The sequence below is a fragment of the Leeia oryzae DSM 17879 genome (assembly GCF_000376945.1).
In the GTDB taxonomy this organism is placed as follows: Bacteria; Pseudomonadota; Gammaproteobacteria; order Burkholderiales; family Leeiaceae; genus Leeia; species Leeia oryzae.
This window is the reverse complement of record NZ_AQXU01000021.1, coordinates 216,193-234,423: the sequence shown is the minus strand read 5'-3', so window position 1 is coordinate 234,423 and position 18,231 is coordinate 216,193. Positions and strand designations below refer to the sequence as shown.

The 18,231-nt window shown below is 59.8% G+C and carries 17 protein-coding genes; 7 read left to right on the top strand and 10 right to left on the bottom strand.

Features of this window, described 5'->3' with window-relative positions:
- Window positions 1-40: 40 nt before the first annotated feature.
- Window positions 41-5,893 carry a hybrid sensor histidine kinase/response regulator gene (locus tag F552_RS0108615; protein WP_018151334.1) on the top strand — a complete coding sequence of 1,951 codons (5,853 nt, stop codon included), beginning with the start codon at window positions 41-43 and terminating at the stop codon, window positions 5,891-5,893.
- Window positions 5,894-6,121: 228 nt separating this feature from the next.
- Window positions 6,122-6,544, top strand: coding sequence for a DUF7684 family protein (locus F552_RS20530; RefSeq protein ID WP_033375081.1), 423 nt, complete (start codon window positions 6,122-6,124; stop codon window positions 6,542-6,544).
- A gap of 176 nt (window positions 6,545-6,720) precedes the next feature.
- Here the strand turns inward: F552_RS20530 and F552_RS18875 are convergent, their stop codons facing one another.
- A complete protein-coding gene (locus tag F552_RS18875) occupies window positions 6,721-6,978 on the bottom strand; it encodes a YkgJ family cysteine cluster protein (protein ID WP_033375078.1) in 258 nt (85 codons plus the stop codon).
- Between the two features lie 42 nt (window positions 6,979-7,020).
- Window positions 7,021-7,722, bottom strand: a complete 702-nt coding sequence (locus F552_RS0108600) for an energy transducer TonB (RefSeq protein ID WP_018151331.1) — start codon at window positions 7,720-7,722, stop codon at window positions 7,021-7,023.
- Window positions 7,723-7,770: 48 nt separating this feature from the next.
- Here F552_RS0108600 and F552_RS0108595 point away from each other — a divergent pair, with 48 nt between their 5' ends.
- The 4 genes from F552_RS0108595 (at window position 7,771) to F552_RS0108580 (ending at window position 11,424) form a co-directional block, all read left to right on the top strand.
- On the top strand, window positions 7,771-9,186 hold the full coding sequence (locus F552_RS0108595) for an ATP-binding protein (RefSeq protein ID WP_026182536.1): 1,416 nt from the start codon (window positions 7,771-7,773) through the stop codon (window positions 9,184-9,186).
- A complete protein-coding gene (locus F552_RS0108590; RefSeq protein WP_018151329.1) occupies window positions 9,179-9,721 on the top strand; it encodes a response regulator transcription factor in 543 nt (180 codons plus the stop codon). The genes F552_RS0108595 and F552_RS0108590 overlap by 8 nt, the downstream gene beginning before the upstream one ends.
- A 92-nt stretch (window positions 9,722-9,813) precedes the next feature.
- Entirely contained in the window at window positions 9,814-10,236 is a 423-nt protein-coding gene (pcaC, locus tag F552_RS0108585; RefSeq protein WP_018151328.1) for a 4-carboxymuconolactone decarboxylase, read from the top strand.
- A gap of 57 nt (window positions 10,237-10,293) precedes the next feature.
- Window positions 10,294-11,424: a M14 family metallopeptidase gene (locus tag F552_RS0108580; protein WP_018151327.1), complete on the top strand. Its 1,131-nt coding sequence runs from the start codon at window positions 10,294-10,296 to the stop codon at window positions 11,422-11,424.
- A gap of 34 nt (window positions 11,425-11,458) precedes the next feature.
- On the opposite strand, the gene F552_RS0108575 is transcribed toward F552_RS0108580, so the two are convergent.
- The 8 genes from F552_RS0108575 to F552_RS0108540 form a co-directional block, all read right to left on the bottom strand.
- Entirely contained in the window at window positions 11,459-11,938 is a 480-nt protein-coding gene (locus F552_RS0108575; protein WP_018151326.1) for a DUF456 domain-containing protein, read from the bottom strand.
- Between the two features lie 25 nt (window positions 11,939-11,963).
- Window positions 11,964-12,722: a hypothetical protein gene (locus tag F552_RS18870; protein WP_051078281.1), complete on the bottom strand. Its 759-nt coding sequence runs from the start codon at window positions 12,720-12,722 to the stop codon at window positions 11,964-11,966.
- Window positions 12,723-12,785: 63 nt separating this feature from the next.
- A complete protein-coding gene (gene hemL / locus F552_RS0108565; RefSeq protein ID WP_018151324.1) occupies window positions 12,786-14,063 on the bottom strand; it encodes a glutamate-1-semialdehyde 2,1-aminomutase in 1,278 nt (425 codons plus the stop codon).
- Window positions 14,064-14,238: 175 nt separating this feature from the next.
- A complete protein-coding gene (locus F552_RS0108560) occupies window positions 14,239-15,132 on the bottom strand; it encodes a hypothetical protein (RefSeq protein WP_020404942.1) in 894 nt (297 codons plus the stop codon).
- A gap of 50 nt (window positions 15,133-15,182) precedes the next feature.
- Entirely contained in the window at window positions 15,183-15,659 is a 477-nt protein-coding gene (locus F552_RS0108555; RefSeq protein WP_018151323.1) for a CYTH domain-containing protein, read from the bottom strand.
- A gap of 51 nt (window positions 15,660-15,710) precedes the next feature.
- Window positions 15,711-16,130, bottom strand: a complete 420-nt coding sequence (locus F552_RS0108550; RefSeq protein WP_018151322.1) for a CopD family protein — start codon at window positions 16,128-16,130, stop codon at window positions 15,711-15,713.
- A gap of 9 nt (window positions 16,131-16,139) precedes the next feature.
- The gene (locus F552_RS0108545) at window positions 16,140-16,976 is read right to left on the bottom strand and encodes a M48 family metallopeptidase (RefSeq protein ID WP_018151321.1); all 837 of its coding nucleotides are present in this window, start codon (window positions 16,974-16,976) and stop codon (window positions 16,140-16,142) included.
- 3 nt (window positions 16,977-16,979) lie between these two features.
- Window positions 16,980-17,144, bottom strand: coding sequence for a rubredoxin (locus tag F552_RS0108540; protein WP_018151320.1), 165 nt, complete (start codon window positions 17,142-17,144; stop codon window positions 16,980-16,982).
- Between the two features lie 60 nt (window positions 17,145-17,204).
- On the opposite strand from F552_RS0108540, the gene thiD reads away from it, so the two are divergent.
- Window positions 17,205-18,149 carry a bifunctional hydroxymethylpyrimidine kinase/phosphomethylpyrimidine kinase gene (gene thiD / locus F552_RS0108535; protein WP_018151319.1) on the top strand — a complete coding sequence of 315 codons (945 nt, stop codon included), beginning with the start codon at window positions 17,205-17,207 and terminating at the stop codon, window positions 18,147-18,149.
- Window positions 18,150-18,231 lie beyond the last annotated feature (82 nt).

Below are 18,231 nucleotides of genomic sequence, written 5' to 3'. Positions count from 1 at the left end.
GGATGCGGGTTTATCTCTCCATTCTGCCGGAATTGCCAATATGAGTACTGTTGACTTCGATGTGGGGTCGTTGATCTGGGTAAAGGCCGAAATTGACAATGCGGTTGGCCTTGCCCGCCAGCATGTGCAGCAATATGCCGCCAACACAACAGATGAAACTCAGCTGAAATTTGCCCAGACCCACCTGCACCAGGCCTCCGGGGCGCTGGAAATGGTTGGCCTGTCCGGACTGACGGCATTTGCCCATGCCATTGAAGGCTTGCTTGGTGCCCTGCCGGCCACCACGGATTCCGATGTCTTTGCGCTGATTGACAAGGCCCTGGCGCAAGTCAGTGACTATATTTCTGCGCTGATTGATGGCGCACCCAATACCACTTTACGGCTGTTTGATACCTACCGTGCCCTGTTTGAAGCCAGGGGCAGCGAGCAATATGCCGCCAGCGACCTGTTTTACCCGGACCTGTTGGTCAGCCTGCCGGACTTCCTGAAATCTGCAGTACCTACTGATGATGGCGGCAAGGCGCAGAGCCGTTTGTTGCGTACCCGCTATCAAACCGGGCTGATTGCCTATATCCGCTCGAATGCAGCGGACGCCCTGGCTCACCTGGCCGTGCCGCTGATGGAGCTGGCTCGCGTGCAGCCTTCCAGTGCCCAGCGTGCGTTCTGGTGGGTGGCATCTGCCATGGTGGAGGCCATGGCGGGTGATGCGCAGCTAGGCCAGATGGGCAAGCCGTTGTTGACCAAACTCGACCAGCAGATGCGCCGGCTGGTAGAAGGCACGCCCAAGGCACCGGAAAACCTGTTGCGCCAGATGCTGTATCTGGTAGCGGTGTCTGCCTCGGAGTCTCCGACCGTACTGGATGTCAAAGAAACGTATGGCTTGTCTGATTTGTTGCCGGGTAATGCGCAGGCACCTGCGGTGGCCGTACTGTCGGCCCAGGCTTTGCGTGCTCTGCGCGCCAGTATCGAGCAGGCCAAGGATGTCTGGACCCGCATTACCACCCAGCAACCGGACCGTTTGCCTTTGTTCCTGCAGCAGCTGGAGCAATTAAGCAGCCAGCATCAGGCTGCCGGGCTGGCGGAATTGTCTTCCCTGTTTGACGGTATTGCCGGTTTTGTCAGACAGTTGCCTGAAACCCGTGTGCCGCACGAGAGCGATGCCATGAATGTGGCGACGGCGCTGCTACTGGCCGAGACGGCACTAGAGCAGTACCCGAAATGGACAGAAGACCTACCTGCCCAGATTCAGCACGCCATTGCCCGCATCAACGGCAGCACCGCAGAGGCGCCGCTGCTGGACCAGATCAGCCAGCAGGCACAGGAAAAACTGCTGCTGGCGCAAGTGGCGCATGAAATTACCGGCAACCTGCAACAGATCGAGCAGCAGCTGGACGGTTTCTTCCGCGACACCTCGCAGCGCAATGTGCTAGTATCGGTGGCCAGCCTGATGCATCAGGTGGATGGCGCATTCATGATGCTGGGGGCCGAGGCGGGTAGTCAGCTGATTCGGCTGGCAGCCCAACGCACCCAGCCATGGCGTGATCCGCAAAGCGAGCCGCACCAGACAGAACTGGAGCAAGTGGCCGAGATGCTGTCGGCCCTGGGGTTTTATCTGGAGGCGCTGCAAAGCCAGCGCGCAGATGCCGCTGCGATTCTGGCGCCCTTCCTGAGTGCTGCGGCTGTCGAGACACCTGCAGCAACTGTACCGACACCTGCCGAGCCGGCCGAGCCTGCGCCAGAACTGGCATGGCCAGACGAGGAGCAGACATTTGTTGCTGCGCCGGTGGCCGATACATCGCAAGACAGCGAGATCGAAGAAATTCAGCTGGCGCCCGTGCCGGAACCCATGCCCGAGCCTGTCGTTTCCGCGCCCTTGGCATCCGTACCAGCGGCAGATGCGCCGGTGGATGAGGCCAGCGATGCCGATCTGCTGGACATTTACCTTGAAGAAGCGACGGAGATTCTCGGTACTTTGTCCCAGCACGTGGCCAATTGCCGCGTCTCTCCGCAAGACCGTGACAGCCTGACGACGATTCGCCGCAGCTTCCATACCCTCAAAGGCAGTGGCCGGATGGTGGGGCTGACCCATCTGGGTGAAGCCGCCTGGGCCATTGAGCAGGTGATGAACCGCTGGTTGCAGGAAGATCGTCCTGCACAGCCTGCCTTACTGGATCTGATCGACTTTGCCTGCCATGATTTCCAGCGCTGGATCAGTGCCTTGAGTGCAGAGGGTTCTGCCGTGGTCGATGCCGGCCCGTTGCTGGCACTGGCCGAGGCCTTCAAGCACTGGCAGGAAGGCCCGTTGCCGGAAGTACCGGTGGTGGCCGAGGCCGCAGCACCGACAGAAGCCTTGTCTGCCGTCTTTGACGAGCTGCCGTCGCTGGATCTGGATGATGAACTGGCCGAGCCCGCCCCGATGGTGGTCGAGGAGAGTCCAGCCCTGGATTTCGAACTGCCGGACATCGAGCTGCCAGATATCGAACTGACCGACCTCGACGTGGCAGAACCGGTCGCAGAGATCACGACGGTACCGGAAATCGAAGAACCGGCGTCCGCCGTACCGGAAGAGGTGTTGCCATCGGAGTACGTGATTGGGGATGTCACCATCTCTACCACCTTGTACGGCATCTTCACCTCCGAGGCGGACAAGCATCTGGCCACGCTGGATGAACAACTGAATACCTTGTCTTCCGGTGGCGGGATTCAGCCGGAATTTACCCATGCAGCCCATACCTTGCGCGGCATCGGCAATACCACCGGTTTTACCCCGGTCGGCAATCTGTCCGAAGCGCTGGAGCAATACCTGCTGGCCAGACAGGCTACGCTGCATACGGCGGATGACGACACCTTTGCCCTGATTGCAGAAACGATTGCCACCCTGCATGAAATGGTGGCCTGCATTGAAGACAAGCAGCCACCCCAACCGGCGGCTGATCTGATCGCCCGCCTGCATGCACCGCTGGATACGCCGCACATTACGCTGGAACAGCAACTGATCAGCGAAGAACAGGAAGCCGAGCCCGTCGAACAGGATGCAGAATGGGGTGACGAGCTCGCCTCCCTACTGGTCGATCTGGATGACGTTGCCCTGCTGGACGGCGTCACGCCTGAGCCAGTGCCGGACATCTCGCCGGATGCCGCCTTGCCAGCCGAAGCCCCGCCGGAGGTTGCACCAGAGGCCTTGCCAGAGGTGCCGGACGTGCTGGATATGCCAGTAAACGACTTGCTGGTGCATCTGGACGAAATCAATCAGACCCTGGCCGCCGCAAATGCTGTTGCGGCTGCGGAAGACGCAGCCTGGAACATTGACCTGCCGCTGGCGCTGACCGAGCCTGACGACGAGCAGACCATCCAGACCGATGCTGCAGCCGAACTGACTCTGGACCTGACGGATGAAGCCGCGACTGACCAGCCGCTGGCCGGTTGGGAAACGCCCGCAGATGCCGGTACGGCCAGCTCGTCCGCAGAGGAGCTGGCACCGCTGGATTTGTCCGGCATGACTGCGGATGATCTGGAACAGCTGCCGATCGAGACCATGCTGCAGCAGGCCATTCTGGAGCGGGCAGAGATTCCTGAGCCCGCACCAATCAGCGAGATTGCGACGGCTGAAGATGTAGTCATCTCTCCGGCGCAGGAGATCGAGATTCAGGCGCAGGATGACGTGGACGAGCAGTTACTGCCGGTCTTCCTGGAAGAAGCAGAAGAACTGTTGCCAGAGATTGGCGACGCACTGCGCGCATGGCGGGCAGACCCGGCCGCAACCGAACCTGGCCAGCAGTTGCTGCGTACCCTGCATACCCTGAAAGGCAGTGCACGCATGGCGGGTGCCATGCGGCTGGGCGAACTGACCCACAGCATGGAAACGCGGGTGCAGCAGGCAGTACAAGTTGGCTTGCTGGATGATGCCCTGTTTGATGCATTTGAAAGCGATCTGGACCTGTTGCTGCAATACCGCGACATGCTGACCGGCAAAGAGGACGCTGTCGAGGCATCGACTAGCGACACCGTGGCCGGGACCGCCGCGGTGGCTACCGACGTGGCCGCAGGTGCCGGCGAGGCAACCGAGGCGCAGGCAACCCTGAGGGTCAAGGCCGATCTGATCGACCGCCTGGTGAACGAGGCCGGTGAAGTCAGTATTGCGCGCGCCCGGATTGATGCCGAAGTACGTAACCTCAAACAGTCGTTGCTGGAGCTGACCGATAACGTCAACCGGATGCGTGGCCAGCTGCGCGAGCTGGAAATTCAGGCCGAAAGCCAGATGCAGTCCCGCTTGTCCACCTTGCATGAAGGCGATGATGCGTTTGACCCGCTGGAGTTTGACCGCTTTACCCGCCTGCAGGAGCTGACCCGCCTGCTGGCCGAGTCCGTGAATGACGTGGCTACGGTACAGCATAACCTGTTGAAAAACGTGGACGACAGCGAAGCCGCATTGCTGGCGCAAGCCCGGCAGACACGTGACCTGCAGCAATCGCTGATGCGCATCCGCACGGTGCCGTTGTCTACCCTGACAGACCGGCTGTATCGCATCGTGCGTCAGACGGCGAAGGACCTGGGCAAAAAGGTCAACCTGGAAATCAAGGGCGCCCGTCTGGAGATTGACCGCTCGGTGCTGGAAAAAATGACCAGCCCGTTTGAGCATTTGCTGCGCAACGCCGTGGATCATGGCCTAGAGTCGCGCGAGCAACGTCTGGCGCTGGGCAAACCGGAGATTGGCGAGATTCTGATCGAGGCGCGTCAGGAAGGTAACGAGATGATCCTGACCCTGTCGGACGACGGCGCCGGGATTGACGTAGCGCGCGTGCGCGAGAAGGCGGTGGAACAAGGCTTGATCCAGCCGGGCGACAAGCGCCCGGATAGTGAACTGCTGGGGCTGATTTTCCGGGCCGGTTTCTCTACCGCAGAAACGCTGACGCAAGTGTCTGGCCGCGGTATTGGCATGGATGTGGTCAAGAGCGAGATCGAAAGCCTGGGCGGGCGAGTGAACGTGACTTCTACCCCCGGCGCCGGCAGCATGTTTACCATGCGCCTGCCGCTGACGCTGGCAGTCACCCAGACCGTGCTGGTAACGGTAGGGGCACACCAGTACGCCATTCCGTCAGGGCTGGTGGAACAGGTGCAGGAACTGAAGGTCGACCCGCTGAACAAGGCGTATGCCGAGAAAGCCATCGAGTGGCAAGGCCAGTCGTACCCGTTCTGGTATCTGCCCCGCTTGCTGGGAGACGAAGAAACCCTGCCGGAACTGATGCGCTATAACACCGTACTGCTGCTGAAAAGCGCCAACCGCCGCGTCGCCATTCATGTGGACAAACTGACGCGCAACCAGGAGGTGGTGGTCAAGAACATCGGCCCGCAACTGGCCCGCGTGATCGGGGTGGCCGGGGCGACGGTACTAGGTTCTGGCCAGATTGTGCTGATCATCAACCCGGTAGAACTAATGGCGCATGCCGACCGGCTGGGGCATCTGGTGGACCAGTCAGAAAACGTCAAGGAAGCGGTCGTTGTACAGCATCTGCCGCATATTCTGGTGGTGGACGATTCGCTGACCGTGCGCAAGATTACCGGACGGCTGCTGGAGCGTCAGGGTTATACGGTCATGACCGCCAAGGATGGTGTGGATGCCTTGCAGCAAGTGGGTGATTACAAACCCGACGTGATGCTGGTGGATATCGAGATGCCGCGCATGGACGGCTTCGAGCTGACCCGCAATATCCGCAACAACCCGGCCACCAAGGACATTCCGATCATCATGATCTCGTCCCGCACGGCAGAAAAACACCGCAAGGTGGCGAGCGACCTGGGTGTGAATCAGTTCCTGGGTAAACCGTATCAGGAAGACGAGCTGCTCGGCCATATCCGGCATTATCTGGAAGAAAAGCAGCTGGCGGTGGAGTAAGGACGGCGGGTATTTCGCAAGAACAAATAAACCCCGGATAACGATGTTATTCGGGGTTTATTTGTATGAAGACAGCTGAACGGTTATGTCTGCATGGCTTGTATCAACGATGCAACATCGTTAGACCGGAAACGGCCAGAAACTAAAATCAGAATATAAGCCATAAAGCCGCCAGAGCCACAGCAATTAGAACCGCATAATACGCCCAACCATTGAATGCCTTATCCTATGAGCCAAACTGTCGAGTACAAGAAAATTGAACCAGGGAGTTCACTGCCAGCTGTTTGCGCATCCAGCCCATATCGCGCAGTAATTGTTGTGGATGCCGAGGTAACTGCTGAATGGAGAGTTTTAGTAAGCGATTGGCTAGTTCGCTCAGGGTGCCTTTATGTAATGGCGTGGGGGAAAAATTGCAGCGCTTGGGACGATTCAGTAGATGAGGCAAGCATCGCCCAGTTTTTCCCAGCAGAACCTCTTGACGACAGAATCGTCATGACGACCTGGCATGAACGTGAGCCCTTGGAGGAGGTCTTTTGGTTTGCAAAAAACAGTGCAATTCATCCAACCGTACGTTTGGAGCGAACAGTGCTGGTCCATATCAGTTTTCATGACAAAGAGCGCTTTTTCCAAGAAACCTATGATGTTGTATAACGCCACAACTTACAGAATCTTGTGACGTGAAATTTGCCAAGACTGCCTTAGATCAGCATCGGACATTGAGTAACGGGAAAAGAGTCTCCTGTGCTCAAATTTAGTAACGGCTTCCTGGCAGGAGCCCAACAGGTAGGCAGGATAGTACAGACTCCACTATCCCCCATCACTCCCGATCACCTCGGCGCAGTTTCCACTTCCAGTCGCGTCAGATACACCATTGCCTGCACCTGACTCTCCCCGCACATCTCCACTGACGGTTGCAAGCCTGCGCATACGGCGGGCCTGTCCGGGTGGTTAAAGATTTTGCAAAGCAGCTGCTCGTCCAGCTGGATGCAGGGTACGCCCGCGGGTTTGCCGTTGGGCATGCCGGGGATAGCACTGGTAATAGAAGGTGCGGTGCAGCAGGCTCCGCAGTGCGGGCGGCAGTTCATGATGGGTAGTCCGGTAGTCACAAGCGGGACGGGCTTGCGGGGTTATTCGTCATCCGTGGATTGTAAGCGAAAACGGTAGGGGATGATGATGTCGGCTTCGGTCGCCTGACCGGTGGTTGCCACGGCAGGGCTGAATTGCCACTGGCTGACGACGGCCAGCAGGGCGTTATCCAGCAGGGTAGACCCGCTACTGCTGATGATCTGCTGGGTGACGGGACGGCCGCTGGTGTCGATGTGCAGCCGGACTTTGACCTGGCCTTCTATGCCTTGCGAGCGGGCTTGTGGCGGGTAGGCGGGTTCTATCCGTTTCAGGAGTCTGGGCGGTTGTTTAATAGTGGTTTCGCTACCGTGGGAGAGCGGGCTGGCGATGGCCGGGGTTGTGACCGGTGCGGCTTTGGGGACGCTTGCCGGGGGGGCGGCATTCAGGTCGCTGGATGTTGTTGCGGCTGCGGTTGTCCGGCTTTCTTGCGGGGCCGTCACCACGTTGTCTGGCGCGGTCGGGTGTGCTGGTGGGACTGACTTGGCCCGGGTGTTGGGGGCTGTAGGTGCACGCGGGCTGGCGAGTGGCTGTTTTGCGGGTTGCGTTGCAAGGGGAGTGGACGGCTGCAAGCGCACGGCCAGGGGCGCGACAGGTCCGGCAGGCGGCGAAAAAATCACGCCATAAAATAGGCCCAGATGCACCAGAATGGCCAGCAGCAGGGCGATGCCGAGTGTCCTGAGGGTATGGCGGGGCGGGATGACCATGCGGGGATGTGGAGTCCTTGGTGGTGCGTGATGCACGGGTGTGTGGGCATGATACCGAAAAGCACCCGCGCTGCCTATTCGGGTAGTGCTGCGGCCATGGGCTCCCCGATGTGCGACATTTTGTCGCTGGTACTGAGTGGCCGAGCGGGTAAAATACCCCACATGAAATGGCCAAAACTTCAGTCTGCCTGGATGCAGCACCCCAATTCCCTCAACCTCGCCCGCCTGGTGTGGTTGCGCGGGGCCAACCTGCTATTGATGCTGGGGGTGGCGCTGTGGGTATCGCTACGCTGGCAGTTCCAGATTCCCTGGCTGCCGCTGATGCTGGTGGCGGCGTTGCTGGTGCTGTTTAACCTGGCCACCATTTACCGGCTGACGCAGGTGGCGTCTGGCTGGTGGGTGGCAGATCAGGAGCTGTTGTTGCAGTTGCTGGTGGATGTGACCGCGCTGGGCGTGGTGCTGTTTTTTGCCGATGGGGCGAGCAACCCGCTGGCATCGCTGTTGCTGATTCCGGTGACGCTGGCGGCCACGGTGCTGGCCAGATGGGTGGCTTGGGTGCTGGGGTTGTATACCGTGGCGCTGTACCTGTTGCTGATGGAGTTCCAGATTCCCCTGCTGCAGACCGGTGCCAACCCGGACCAGGCCTGGCTGTTGCACCGGCTGGGCATGGGGCTGACCTTTTCTGTCAGCGCCTTGATGCTGGTGGCGCTGGTATCGCGCATGGCGGCCAGCCTGCGCCAGCGCGATGCCTTGCTGGCCGAGGCACGGGAAAAAACCTTGCAGCATGAGCAGGTGATGGCGCTGGGCGCGATGGCGGCCGGGGCGGCCCATGAACTGGGGACGCCGCTCAATACCCTGCAACTGCTGGTGGATGAACTGGCGGCGGATAAGCAGCCGCCTCAGGCAGACGATGTGCGCTTGATGCAGCAGCAATTGCGCGTGTGCAAAGAGATTTTGTCCCAGCTGGCCTCCCGAGCGGGGCAAGCGGGTACCCGTTCTGCTACTCCTGTGGCGCTTGAGCAGGCGTTGCAGGCACTGCTGGCGCGCTGGCAGTTGCTGCGCCCCGGGGTACCGCTGGCGGTGCGCTGGCCGGATGCACCCGTCCCGGTGATGACGGCCTGGCCGGATACGCTGAACCAGGCACTGCTGAACCTGCTGAATAATGCGGCCGATGCATCGCCCGAGCAGGTGGCCATCTGTTTTGACTGGGATACCGTACAGTTGCGGGTGACCATTGATGATGAAGGCCCCGGGATATCGGACGACGTGCTGCAACAGGCCGGTAAGGCGTTTATCCAGAGTGACAAGGGCGGCATGGGCATGGGCCTGCTGTTATCGAATGCGACTATCGGCCAGCTGGGCGGTACGGTCAGCTTGCAGCGCCGCACGCAGGGCGGCACGCGCACCGCGGTGCAGATACCGCTCAAACCTTTGCAGGTAGCAACAGGAGAACCACATGCGTGAACCGGATTTGCCAACCCTGATGCTGGTGGATGATGACGAATCTTTCCGCATGATCTTGGCCAGGAGCCTGACCCGGCGCGGGTTTTCGGTGATGGCTTATGCGTCTGCCGAAGAAGCCCAGGCGGTGTTGCCCGGCTGGGTGCCGGACTACGCGCTGATCGACCTGAAAATGCAGGGTGCCAGCGGACTGGTGCTGATTCCGGCCATTCTCAAGGTGGCACCGTTTTGCCGCATCGTGATGCTGACCGGCTTTGCCAGCATTGCGACGGCGGTAGAGGCGATCAAGCTGGGCGCCACGCATTACCTGACCAAGCCTGCCAGTCTGGATGACATCGTGACCGCGTTTGACAAGATCGACGGTGACGAACATGCCGATACCAGCGAGCAGCCGATGTCGATCGACCGGCTGGAATGGGAACATATCCAGAAAGTGCTGAGCGAGCATGACGGCAATGTGTCGGCCACTGCGCGGGCACTTAACATGCACCGGCGTACCTTGCAGCGCAAGCTGGCCAAGCGGCCCGTTCGTCAGTAAGTCTGACGGAGCGGCCGGGGAATTTCTGCTTACCCGCTGTCAGAAGCGCGGATCAGTTGTAAAATGAAGGGTCTTCATGATGGAGCCGTACCATGCTGCCACCCGATTTGCCTACCGATGACCAGTTTCAGGCAGGTTTAGCCCAGCGACAGGCGGTAATGGGGGATGCTTTTGTCGAGCGTGCCTTTGCCAATGTCGATGACTTTACCCGCCCACTACAGGAGTTTGTGACCCGGCACGCCTGGGGCACGGTCTGGAACCGGGACGGGGTCGACAAGAAAACCCGCAGTCTGATGACCTTGTCGATGCTGACCGCCATGGGCCGCTCGCAAGAGTTGCAGGGGCATGTGCGTGGCGCGCTGAACAATGGCGCAACGGTCGAGGAAATCCGCGAGGTGTTTTTGCACGCTGCGATCTATTGCGGTGTGCCCTTGTGCATTGATGCGTTCCGGGCGGCTCATCCGGTCATCACCGAATACATGGCGGGCAAGGAACAAGCCGACGCCCCCCGTTAAACCCTTGTCTGCCGCGGGACACAATCCTGCTGCCGACGGATTATTTCAGGATATGTTATGAGAATTAGTGCTGCATTTGATGCGGGTAGTATTGACGTGGTGTCGCTGGATAGCACCAGTGGCGAGGCCCATCTGCGCATTCCGAACGACGCGCATTCCGAGTTTGCCCAGTGGTTTTACTTCCGTCTGGAAGGCGCTACCGGCAAGGACTGCACATTGGTCTTTGACAATGCGGCCAGCTGTGCCTACCCGGAAGGCTGGGTCGATTATCAGGCCGTGGCCAGCTATGACCGCGAAAACTGGTTCCGTGTACCGACCCGTTACGATGGCCAGACCATGCAGGTGAGCATTACCCCGCAGCATGACGTGATGTATTTTGCGTATTTTGAGCCCTACACCTGGGAACGTCACCTGAGCCTGATGTCCAAGGCGCAGCTGAGCGACATCTGCCGTTTGCACCACTTGGGCACCACCCTGGACGGGCGTGATCTGGACATGCTGCAGGTTGGCGAAGACGCGGCCGGCAAGCGCAAGATCTGGCTGACCGCACGCCAGCACCCGGGTGAAACCATGGCCGAATGGTTTGTAGAAGGTGTGCTGCTGCGTCTGCTGGACCCGGACGATGCACTGGCCCGTCGCCTGTTGCAACAGGCTGTGTTCTACATTGTGCCGAACATGAACCCGGATGGCAGCTGCCGCGGCCATTTGCGCACCAATGCAGCCGGCGTGAACCTGAACCGCGAATGGGCCAACCCGTCCATGAACAAGAGCCCGGAAGTGTATCTGGTACGCGAAAAAATGCGCCAGACCGGGGTAGATGTGTTTCTGGATGCCCACGGGGATGAGAGCATTCCGTTTAACTTTGTGGCGGGCAGTGAAGGCAATCCGGGCTACCATGTCGGGCGTGCCGAGCTGGAAAACACCTTCAAGTCCAGCTGGCTGGCGGTGAACCCGGATTTCCAGGTGACCCACGGTTATGCGCCGGACCAGTTTGGCGAAGCCAACATGACCCTGGCGACCAACCACGTAGCGGATTATTTTGACTGTCTGGCATACACCATCGAGATGCCGTTCAAGGACAACAATGATCTGCCGGATGCCGACACCGGCTGGAGCGGCGAACGCAGCCGCCAGTTGGGGGCATCGGTCCTGTACCCGCTGGCTGCCGTTCTGGCCAAGCTGGGCTAAGACGCCGCTGGAAAATCAGCTGGTGTGCCGCTTGCTAGAGCCACCAGCTGATCATGAATACTCCGAGCATGATGCAGACAATCACCAGCTTGAGCAGGGTGCCGATAATGAACCCCAGCCAGCTGGCAATCCCTACCTTGCCTGCCTGTACGTGATCTTTCCGGTACAGGTATTCTCCGACAAAGGCCCCGGCAAACGGGCCGATGATCACGCCGGCAATCCCGGCTGACAAGCCGATCAGTGTCCCCAGTGCCGAACCGATCAGCGCATACTTGCTGGCCCCTACTTTCTTGGCACCCAACAGGCTGGCCAGGATGTCAATCACCAGTGCCAGTACCGTGAGCGCCGCCAGAAACGCAATCACCCAGACCGAGACCCGCTGATAATGGTCCTGCCAGGCCAGCAGCCATAAGCCACCAAACACCAGTGGTGGGCCAGGCAGGGCAGGCAGTACGGTGCCACTAACGCCAATCAGGATGAGTAGCACGGCCAGTACAACGAGGGTGATCGACATCAGGGGGCTCCGGTAGCGTCGCCGCTCAGGCTGCGCTATCCCAGTTGACGAACATCTCGCCCAGGTCGCCAAACCGGATACGGCTTTGGCCAGCGGGTGGCAGGTCCACCACGCCGGCATAAGAACCGGTGATGACGGCTTGTCCTGCTTTTAGTCCGCCGTGTTCACGGGTCAGGAAGTTGGCCAGCCAGAACAGCGGCAGCCAGGGATCCTGGTTGGGGTGTTGTGCGGCCAGTTCACTCGGACCTGCATCCGTTTCGACAGTCAGCGTCAGTGCGCCGGGGAGATGCTGCTTGTGCGCCAGAATACTGGGGCCGAGTAACAAACCCTGGTTGGAAAGACAATCGGCCAGTTTCAGCTCGAACGACAGGGATGCCGGTTCCGTGAAGCGGTAGGCAATCAGCTCCAGCGCCAGACGAACATCCGACACCGATTCAACCACCTCGGCATCGCTATAGGGTGCCTCACGCGGGGGCAGGTCTTTACCCAGGACAAACGCGATTTCCGGTTCGACCTTTACCTTGCCGTCCATGCAGCGCACCGGGCAGGTGGCGGTGGCGTGCACGTCCTTGGCATGGATGGGGGCAGCGATCAGCTTGTCGCCATTGGGTAACCCGCATTTCCAGGCGGCAACGTGATCCTGACAGCCTGCTACTACCAACTGCTGGACGGCAAAGGCATCTGCTTGCGTCAGCGCGGTATTGATGTCGGCCGGGATGTCGCTGCGTGCGGTACCCATGCGCAAGCGGGTTAATACGTCTGCGGTGTGCTGTAGGATGTCCATGTCTACCCGATATGGTGAAGGGGAGAAGGACGCCCGCCAGTGGCTGACAGGCGCCCGGGTGCGTCAGATGCGAGCGAAAGCGCGTTCTGCGGCGGCGATGGTCTCGTCGATCACGGCGTCGTCGTGGACGATGGAGACAAAACCCGCTTCATAGGCACTTGGCGCCAGGTAGACGCCTTCGTCCAGCATGGCGTGGAAGAAGGCGTTGAAACGGGCGATATCGCTCTTGGTGACTTCGGCAAAGTTCTGCGGCACGGTCGGGGTGAAGTACAGGCCGAACATGCTGCCCATGCTCTGGCTGGAGAACGGTACACCGGCCTTGTCGGCGGCGGCTTTCAGGCCGGCGGCCAGGCGGGTGGCGCGCTGGGTGAGCGTGTCGTAGAAGCCGGGCTGGCGGATCTTGTTGAGCGTGACCAGACCGGCTGTGACGGCCAGCGGGTTGCCGGACAGAGTGCCGGCCTGGTACACGCCGCCCAGCGGGGCGATATGGGCCATGATGTCTTTGCGGCCGCCAAAGGCGCCTACCGGCATGCCGCCGCCAATGACCTTGCCCAGCGTGGTCAGGTCTGGCGTGATGCCATAGCGGCCTTGAACGCCGGTCAGGCCGACGCGGAAGCCGGTCATGACTTCGTCAAAAATCAGCACGGTGCCGGACTGGGTGCACAGTTCACGCAGACGCTGGTGGTAGGTCTCACCCGGTGCGATCAGGTTCATGTTGCCGGCGAACGGCTCGATGATGACGGCGGCAATCTCGCTGCCTTTTTCGGCAAACACGGTTTCCAGTGCACCGATATCGTTAAACGGCAGCACCAGGGTGTGCTTGGCGATGTCTTCCGGTACGCCGGCAGAGCTGGTCTGGCCAAACGTCAGCAAGCCGGAACCGGCCTTGACCAGCAGCGAGTCGCTATGGCCGTGGTAGCAGCCTTCAAACTTGACCAGCAGGCTGCGGCCGGTAAAGCCTCGGGCCAGACGGATGGCGCTCATGGTGGCTTCGGTGCCGCTGGAGACCAGACGCACCTGCTCGATGCTTGGAATCAGGTCGCAGATCAGCTCGGCCAGTTCGACTTCGCCTTCGGTCGGTGCGCCAAACGAGAAACCGCGGGTGGCCGCTTTCTGTACGGCCTCGACCACGTCTTTGTCGCCATGGCCCAGAATCATCGGCCCCCATGACTGGATGTAGTCGATGTAACGCTTGCCGTCGGCATCCCACATGTACGGACCATCGGCACGGTCGATGAAGCGGGGCGTACCGCCGACCGATTTGAACGCGCGGACGGGTGAGTTGACGCCGCCCGGGATGGTGAGTTGGGCGCGGTCGAAGAGTTCCTGGTTACGGCTCATGTGGGTTCCTGATCTGTGTAAAGCCACGATACCCCATGGAAGGGTCGTGGCCTGATTGACTGGGGGTGGGGAGGTTGCGTTGCGGTGCAATGCCGCAGTGCGGGTTCCCGCTTGCCTGAAACGCTGATTTTACTGCGTTTTTGACTGGCTGTGCTGATATAGCGCAATGGTCGGTTTACGTGCCCAGGTTCCCGGTGGGGGTGGGCGTGTTGCCAACGGTCAGTACCAGGGTGTCCGGGTGGTCGGCCAGTATGCTTTTGCTGATGTCGTCGGTTTCCTTGAACAGTTTGTCGATGTCCTTGACCGCGTCGTCATTGGGTTTGTCCCGCTTGAGCTGGGATTTGACCATGGCAAACAGTTGCTTGAGCTTGTTGCTGACCTCTTGCAGGGCCTTGGCATCTTCCTGAGCGGCTTTGCTGTCCGGATTGCTGCTGACCTGAATCGTGGGGCGGGAAGCGCTGGCGGCGGATGCCGCACTGGCCTGGGCGGCGGATGCAGCTTCGCTGCTAGCGGTGGTGTCTGCCGAACCGGTGGCGGCCGTGGCCGGTGCGTCTGGTGTCTGCACGCTGACATTGCTGTTGCCGCTACTGCTGCCGCTGCTACCCGACAGGTCTTTGGCGGTTTGTTGCAGTTCCTTGGCCAGCTCCTTGATCTGGGCGAGGATGCCTTTGGCAGTTTGCGGGTTGAGCCAGACCAGCATTTTCTTCAACTGGTCGATGCGCTGTTTGAGCATGGCCAGATGCTGGCGGGCGGCTTGTTGTTTGGATTCACTAATGGCGCTGGCGGTTTGTTTGCCCTGGGCTTGCAGTTGCTGACTGAACGCAGAAATCTGTTTGAGCGCGGTTTGCAGCAGGTCGGTTTTAGCGGTCAGGCTGTCAGTGCCGGACGTGTTGCCAGCATCCAGTACCAACGGGTTGTCTTTGGCCTGCTTGCTCAGGAAGACGACTTCCTGCTGGGCAGTTTTGAGCGAATAGGTGCTGCTGAGGCCGCCACTGGTACGCGGACTGGCCGCGTAGCGGATCAGGCTGGCAAGATTCCAGCTGTCGTTGCTGATGGGTTTGAACGTCATGACGGCATCCTCGGGTGACCTGTCTGCGGATGCCGCTCACGGGGGTGTGGTTAACGGCTTTCCTCTGGCCAGCTGTTATACGAATGCTGTGACAGGTATGCATTAGTATATCGACCATCTTCGGTCACTTCTTTAGCGATCCAGTCGGGTTTTGTGAAGACGGTGTTTTCATCGGGCAGCTCGATCTCCGCCAATACCAGCCCCTGGTTGTCGCCGAAGAACTCGTCGACCTCCCAGAGAAAACCGTCCAGCGAGATCTTGTAGCGTTTTTTTTCCACAAGCATCGGGCACATGGTGGCGAGCATGGTTTCTGCATCCGCCAGCGGGATGCTGTATTCGAACTCGTGGCGGCTCATGTGGGAAATCTGGCTCTTGAGGGTCAGCCAGGCCTGGTCGCCTACTACGCGCACCCGCACGGTACGTGCGGCCTCTACCGAGAGATAGCCCTGTTTGTACCAGACACCCGGCGCCAGATCGCGCCAGGCTTCGCCACTGACTTTAAAGCGTCGTTCGATTTCCATGCCCATGGTCAGGCCTTTATGTGTGAATGTGGATCGGAGCAGGTGTCAACGTGTGAATCAGAACGGTTTCAGCACGACCAGGAACACCACGACAAACAGGACCAGTACCGGTACCTCGTTGAAGTAGCGGTACCAGACGTGGCTGTGCCGGTTTTTGCCGTCGATGAACTGGCGCAAAATGCGGCCGCACCAGTGGTGATAGCCGATCAGCCCCAGCACCAGGGTGAGCTTGGCATGCAGCCAGCCGCCCTGGAAATGCAAGCCCAGCCACAGCCAGCCGCCAAACAGGATGGCCAGCAAAGACAATGGCCGCATGAAGCGGTACAGCTTGATGGCCATCAGTTGCAGGTGCTGGCGGGTAGCTTCGTCGGTGACCATGGCCATGTTCACAAACAGGCGCGGCAGGTAAAACAGCCCCGCAAACCAGCTGGTGACAAAGATGATGTGCAGTGCCTTGATGATGCCGTAGGTATTCATCCGTTGCGCTTAGCCTTTGCGGGTTTTGCGTGCGGCTTCATACAGCGGCAGCACTTTGGGGATGGCATTTTCCAGGGTGGTCATACGGGTTTTGTCTGACGGGTGGGTGGACAGCAGTTCTGGCGGCTTGCTGCCACCGGCGCTGCCCATTTTTTTCCACAGGCTGATGGCGGCGCGCGGGTCGAAACCGGCGCGGGCGGAGAGTTCGATGCCCATCAGATCGGCTTCCGTTTCGTGCTTGCGGCTGTATGGCAGAATGTAAGCTACATCCAAGGCTTTTCCCAGTAGATCCTGGCTGCCAGTATCCAGTTTAGCGGCCTTGCCGACAATACTGAGGGCCAGCGAAGTACCGTAGGCTTGCGACAGGCGCTCGCGCGAATGTTCGCGTAGCGCATGCGCCATTTCGTGGCCCATCACGGCGGCCAGTTCGTCGTCGGTCAGTTTCAGCTGGGTAATCAGGCCGCTATAAACCATGATTTTGCCGCCGGCCATGCAATAGGCGTTAAGCTCATTGCTTTGCTGGACGTTGACTTCCCACGGCCATTTGCTGGCGTCGCTGCGGAACACGCCGACTTGGGCAATCAGCCGCTGGGCGATGCCGCGCACGCGCTCGGTCATGCGTTTGTCGGTGTTGAGTGTATGGCTGCCGGTCGCCTGTTGCAGGGTCTGCTGGTAGGCGGTAGCGGCCATCTGGTCGGTTTCTTGTGCACTGACCAGCATGTACTGCTTGCGGTTAACATCGACATTACCACTATTTGTAGTTTGTACATGCCTGCAGGCGGTCAGCCCGACGGTCGCCGCGGTCAGTACGATCAGGGCGAGTTTGCCCCAGCGTTGTCGGGCCATGATTTAGATCTCCACCATTTCAAAGTCGTCTTTGCGGGCGCCGCAGTCCGGGCAGGTCCAGTTCATCGGGACGTCTTCCCAGCGGGTGCCAGGGGGGATGTTGTCTTCCGGCCGGCCGGCTTCTTCATCATAGATAAAGCCGCAAATCAGGCACATATAACTTTTCATTTCTCTACCTTTTCCAATCTCGGTACGAACAGGCAGCACAATCAGGCTGCTTCGGTTAGAATGGTATTCTACTTGAACGTTCTCAAAGCGCCCACCATGTCGGATACACCTCCTATTGTTTTAACATTTGCCGCCTCTGATCCTACGGGGGGCAACGGTGTCCAGGCCGATATCATGACCATCGCCAGCATGGGTGGTCATCCCTTGTCCGTGATTACCGCCATTACCATTCAGGATACGCTGGGCGTGGAAGCCGTCCACAAGCTCGACGCCGAGTGGATTGCCGATCAGGCCCGCACCCTGCTGGAAGACATGCCGGTTGCGGCGTTCAAGATCGGCATGGTCGGCAGCGTGGAAGGCGTGGCCGCCATTGCCGAGATTGTGGCCGATTACCCGGACATTCCGCTGATCATCGACCCGTGTCTGGCCTCCCGCCGTGGCGACCAGCTGGCCGAAGACGACGTGATCGATGCCCTGAATGAAATGCTGTTGCCGCAAGCTACGCTGGTGACGCTGAACCTGCTGGAAGCCCGCCGCCTGCTGCGTGACCAGATTGATGATGCGGACGAGGATGAAGACGAAGATGGTACGGAAGAGCTGAGCGTGGATGACCTGGCTGCCGGGATTCTGGCCATGGGCGCAGAATACGTGCTGATTACCGGCACCATGGACCCGACCACTGAGGTTATCAACCGCCTGTATCAGGATCAGGAAGGCAAGGTGCTGGAAACTTCGTGGCAGCGTTTGCCGCACAGTTACCACGGCGCCAGTGCCACCTTGTCGGCCGGGATTGCCACCGGCCTGGCCAACGGGCTGATGATGCGCGAAGCGGTGCTGGATGCGCAGGATTACACCTGGCAGGCGCTGGACGAAGCCTATCGGCTCGGGATGGGTAGCTATCTGCCGGACCGCCTATACTGGGCGATGCAGGGCAGCGAAGAAGAGGATGATGAAACGGGCGACGCCGACGAGACGGATGGTGACGCGCCGATCGTGCTGCAATAAACGTAAAAACAGAGGGGCGTTGGCACTGGCCAGGCGCCCCATCCCCCGGCGGATTCTGTCTACCTGCCATCTGCGATAAGTC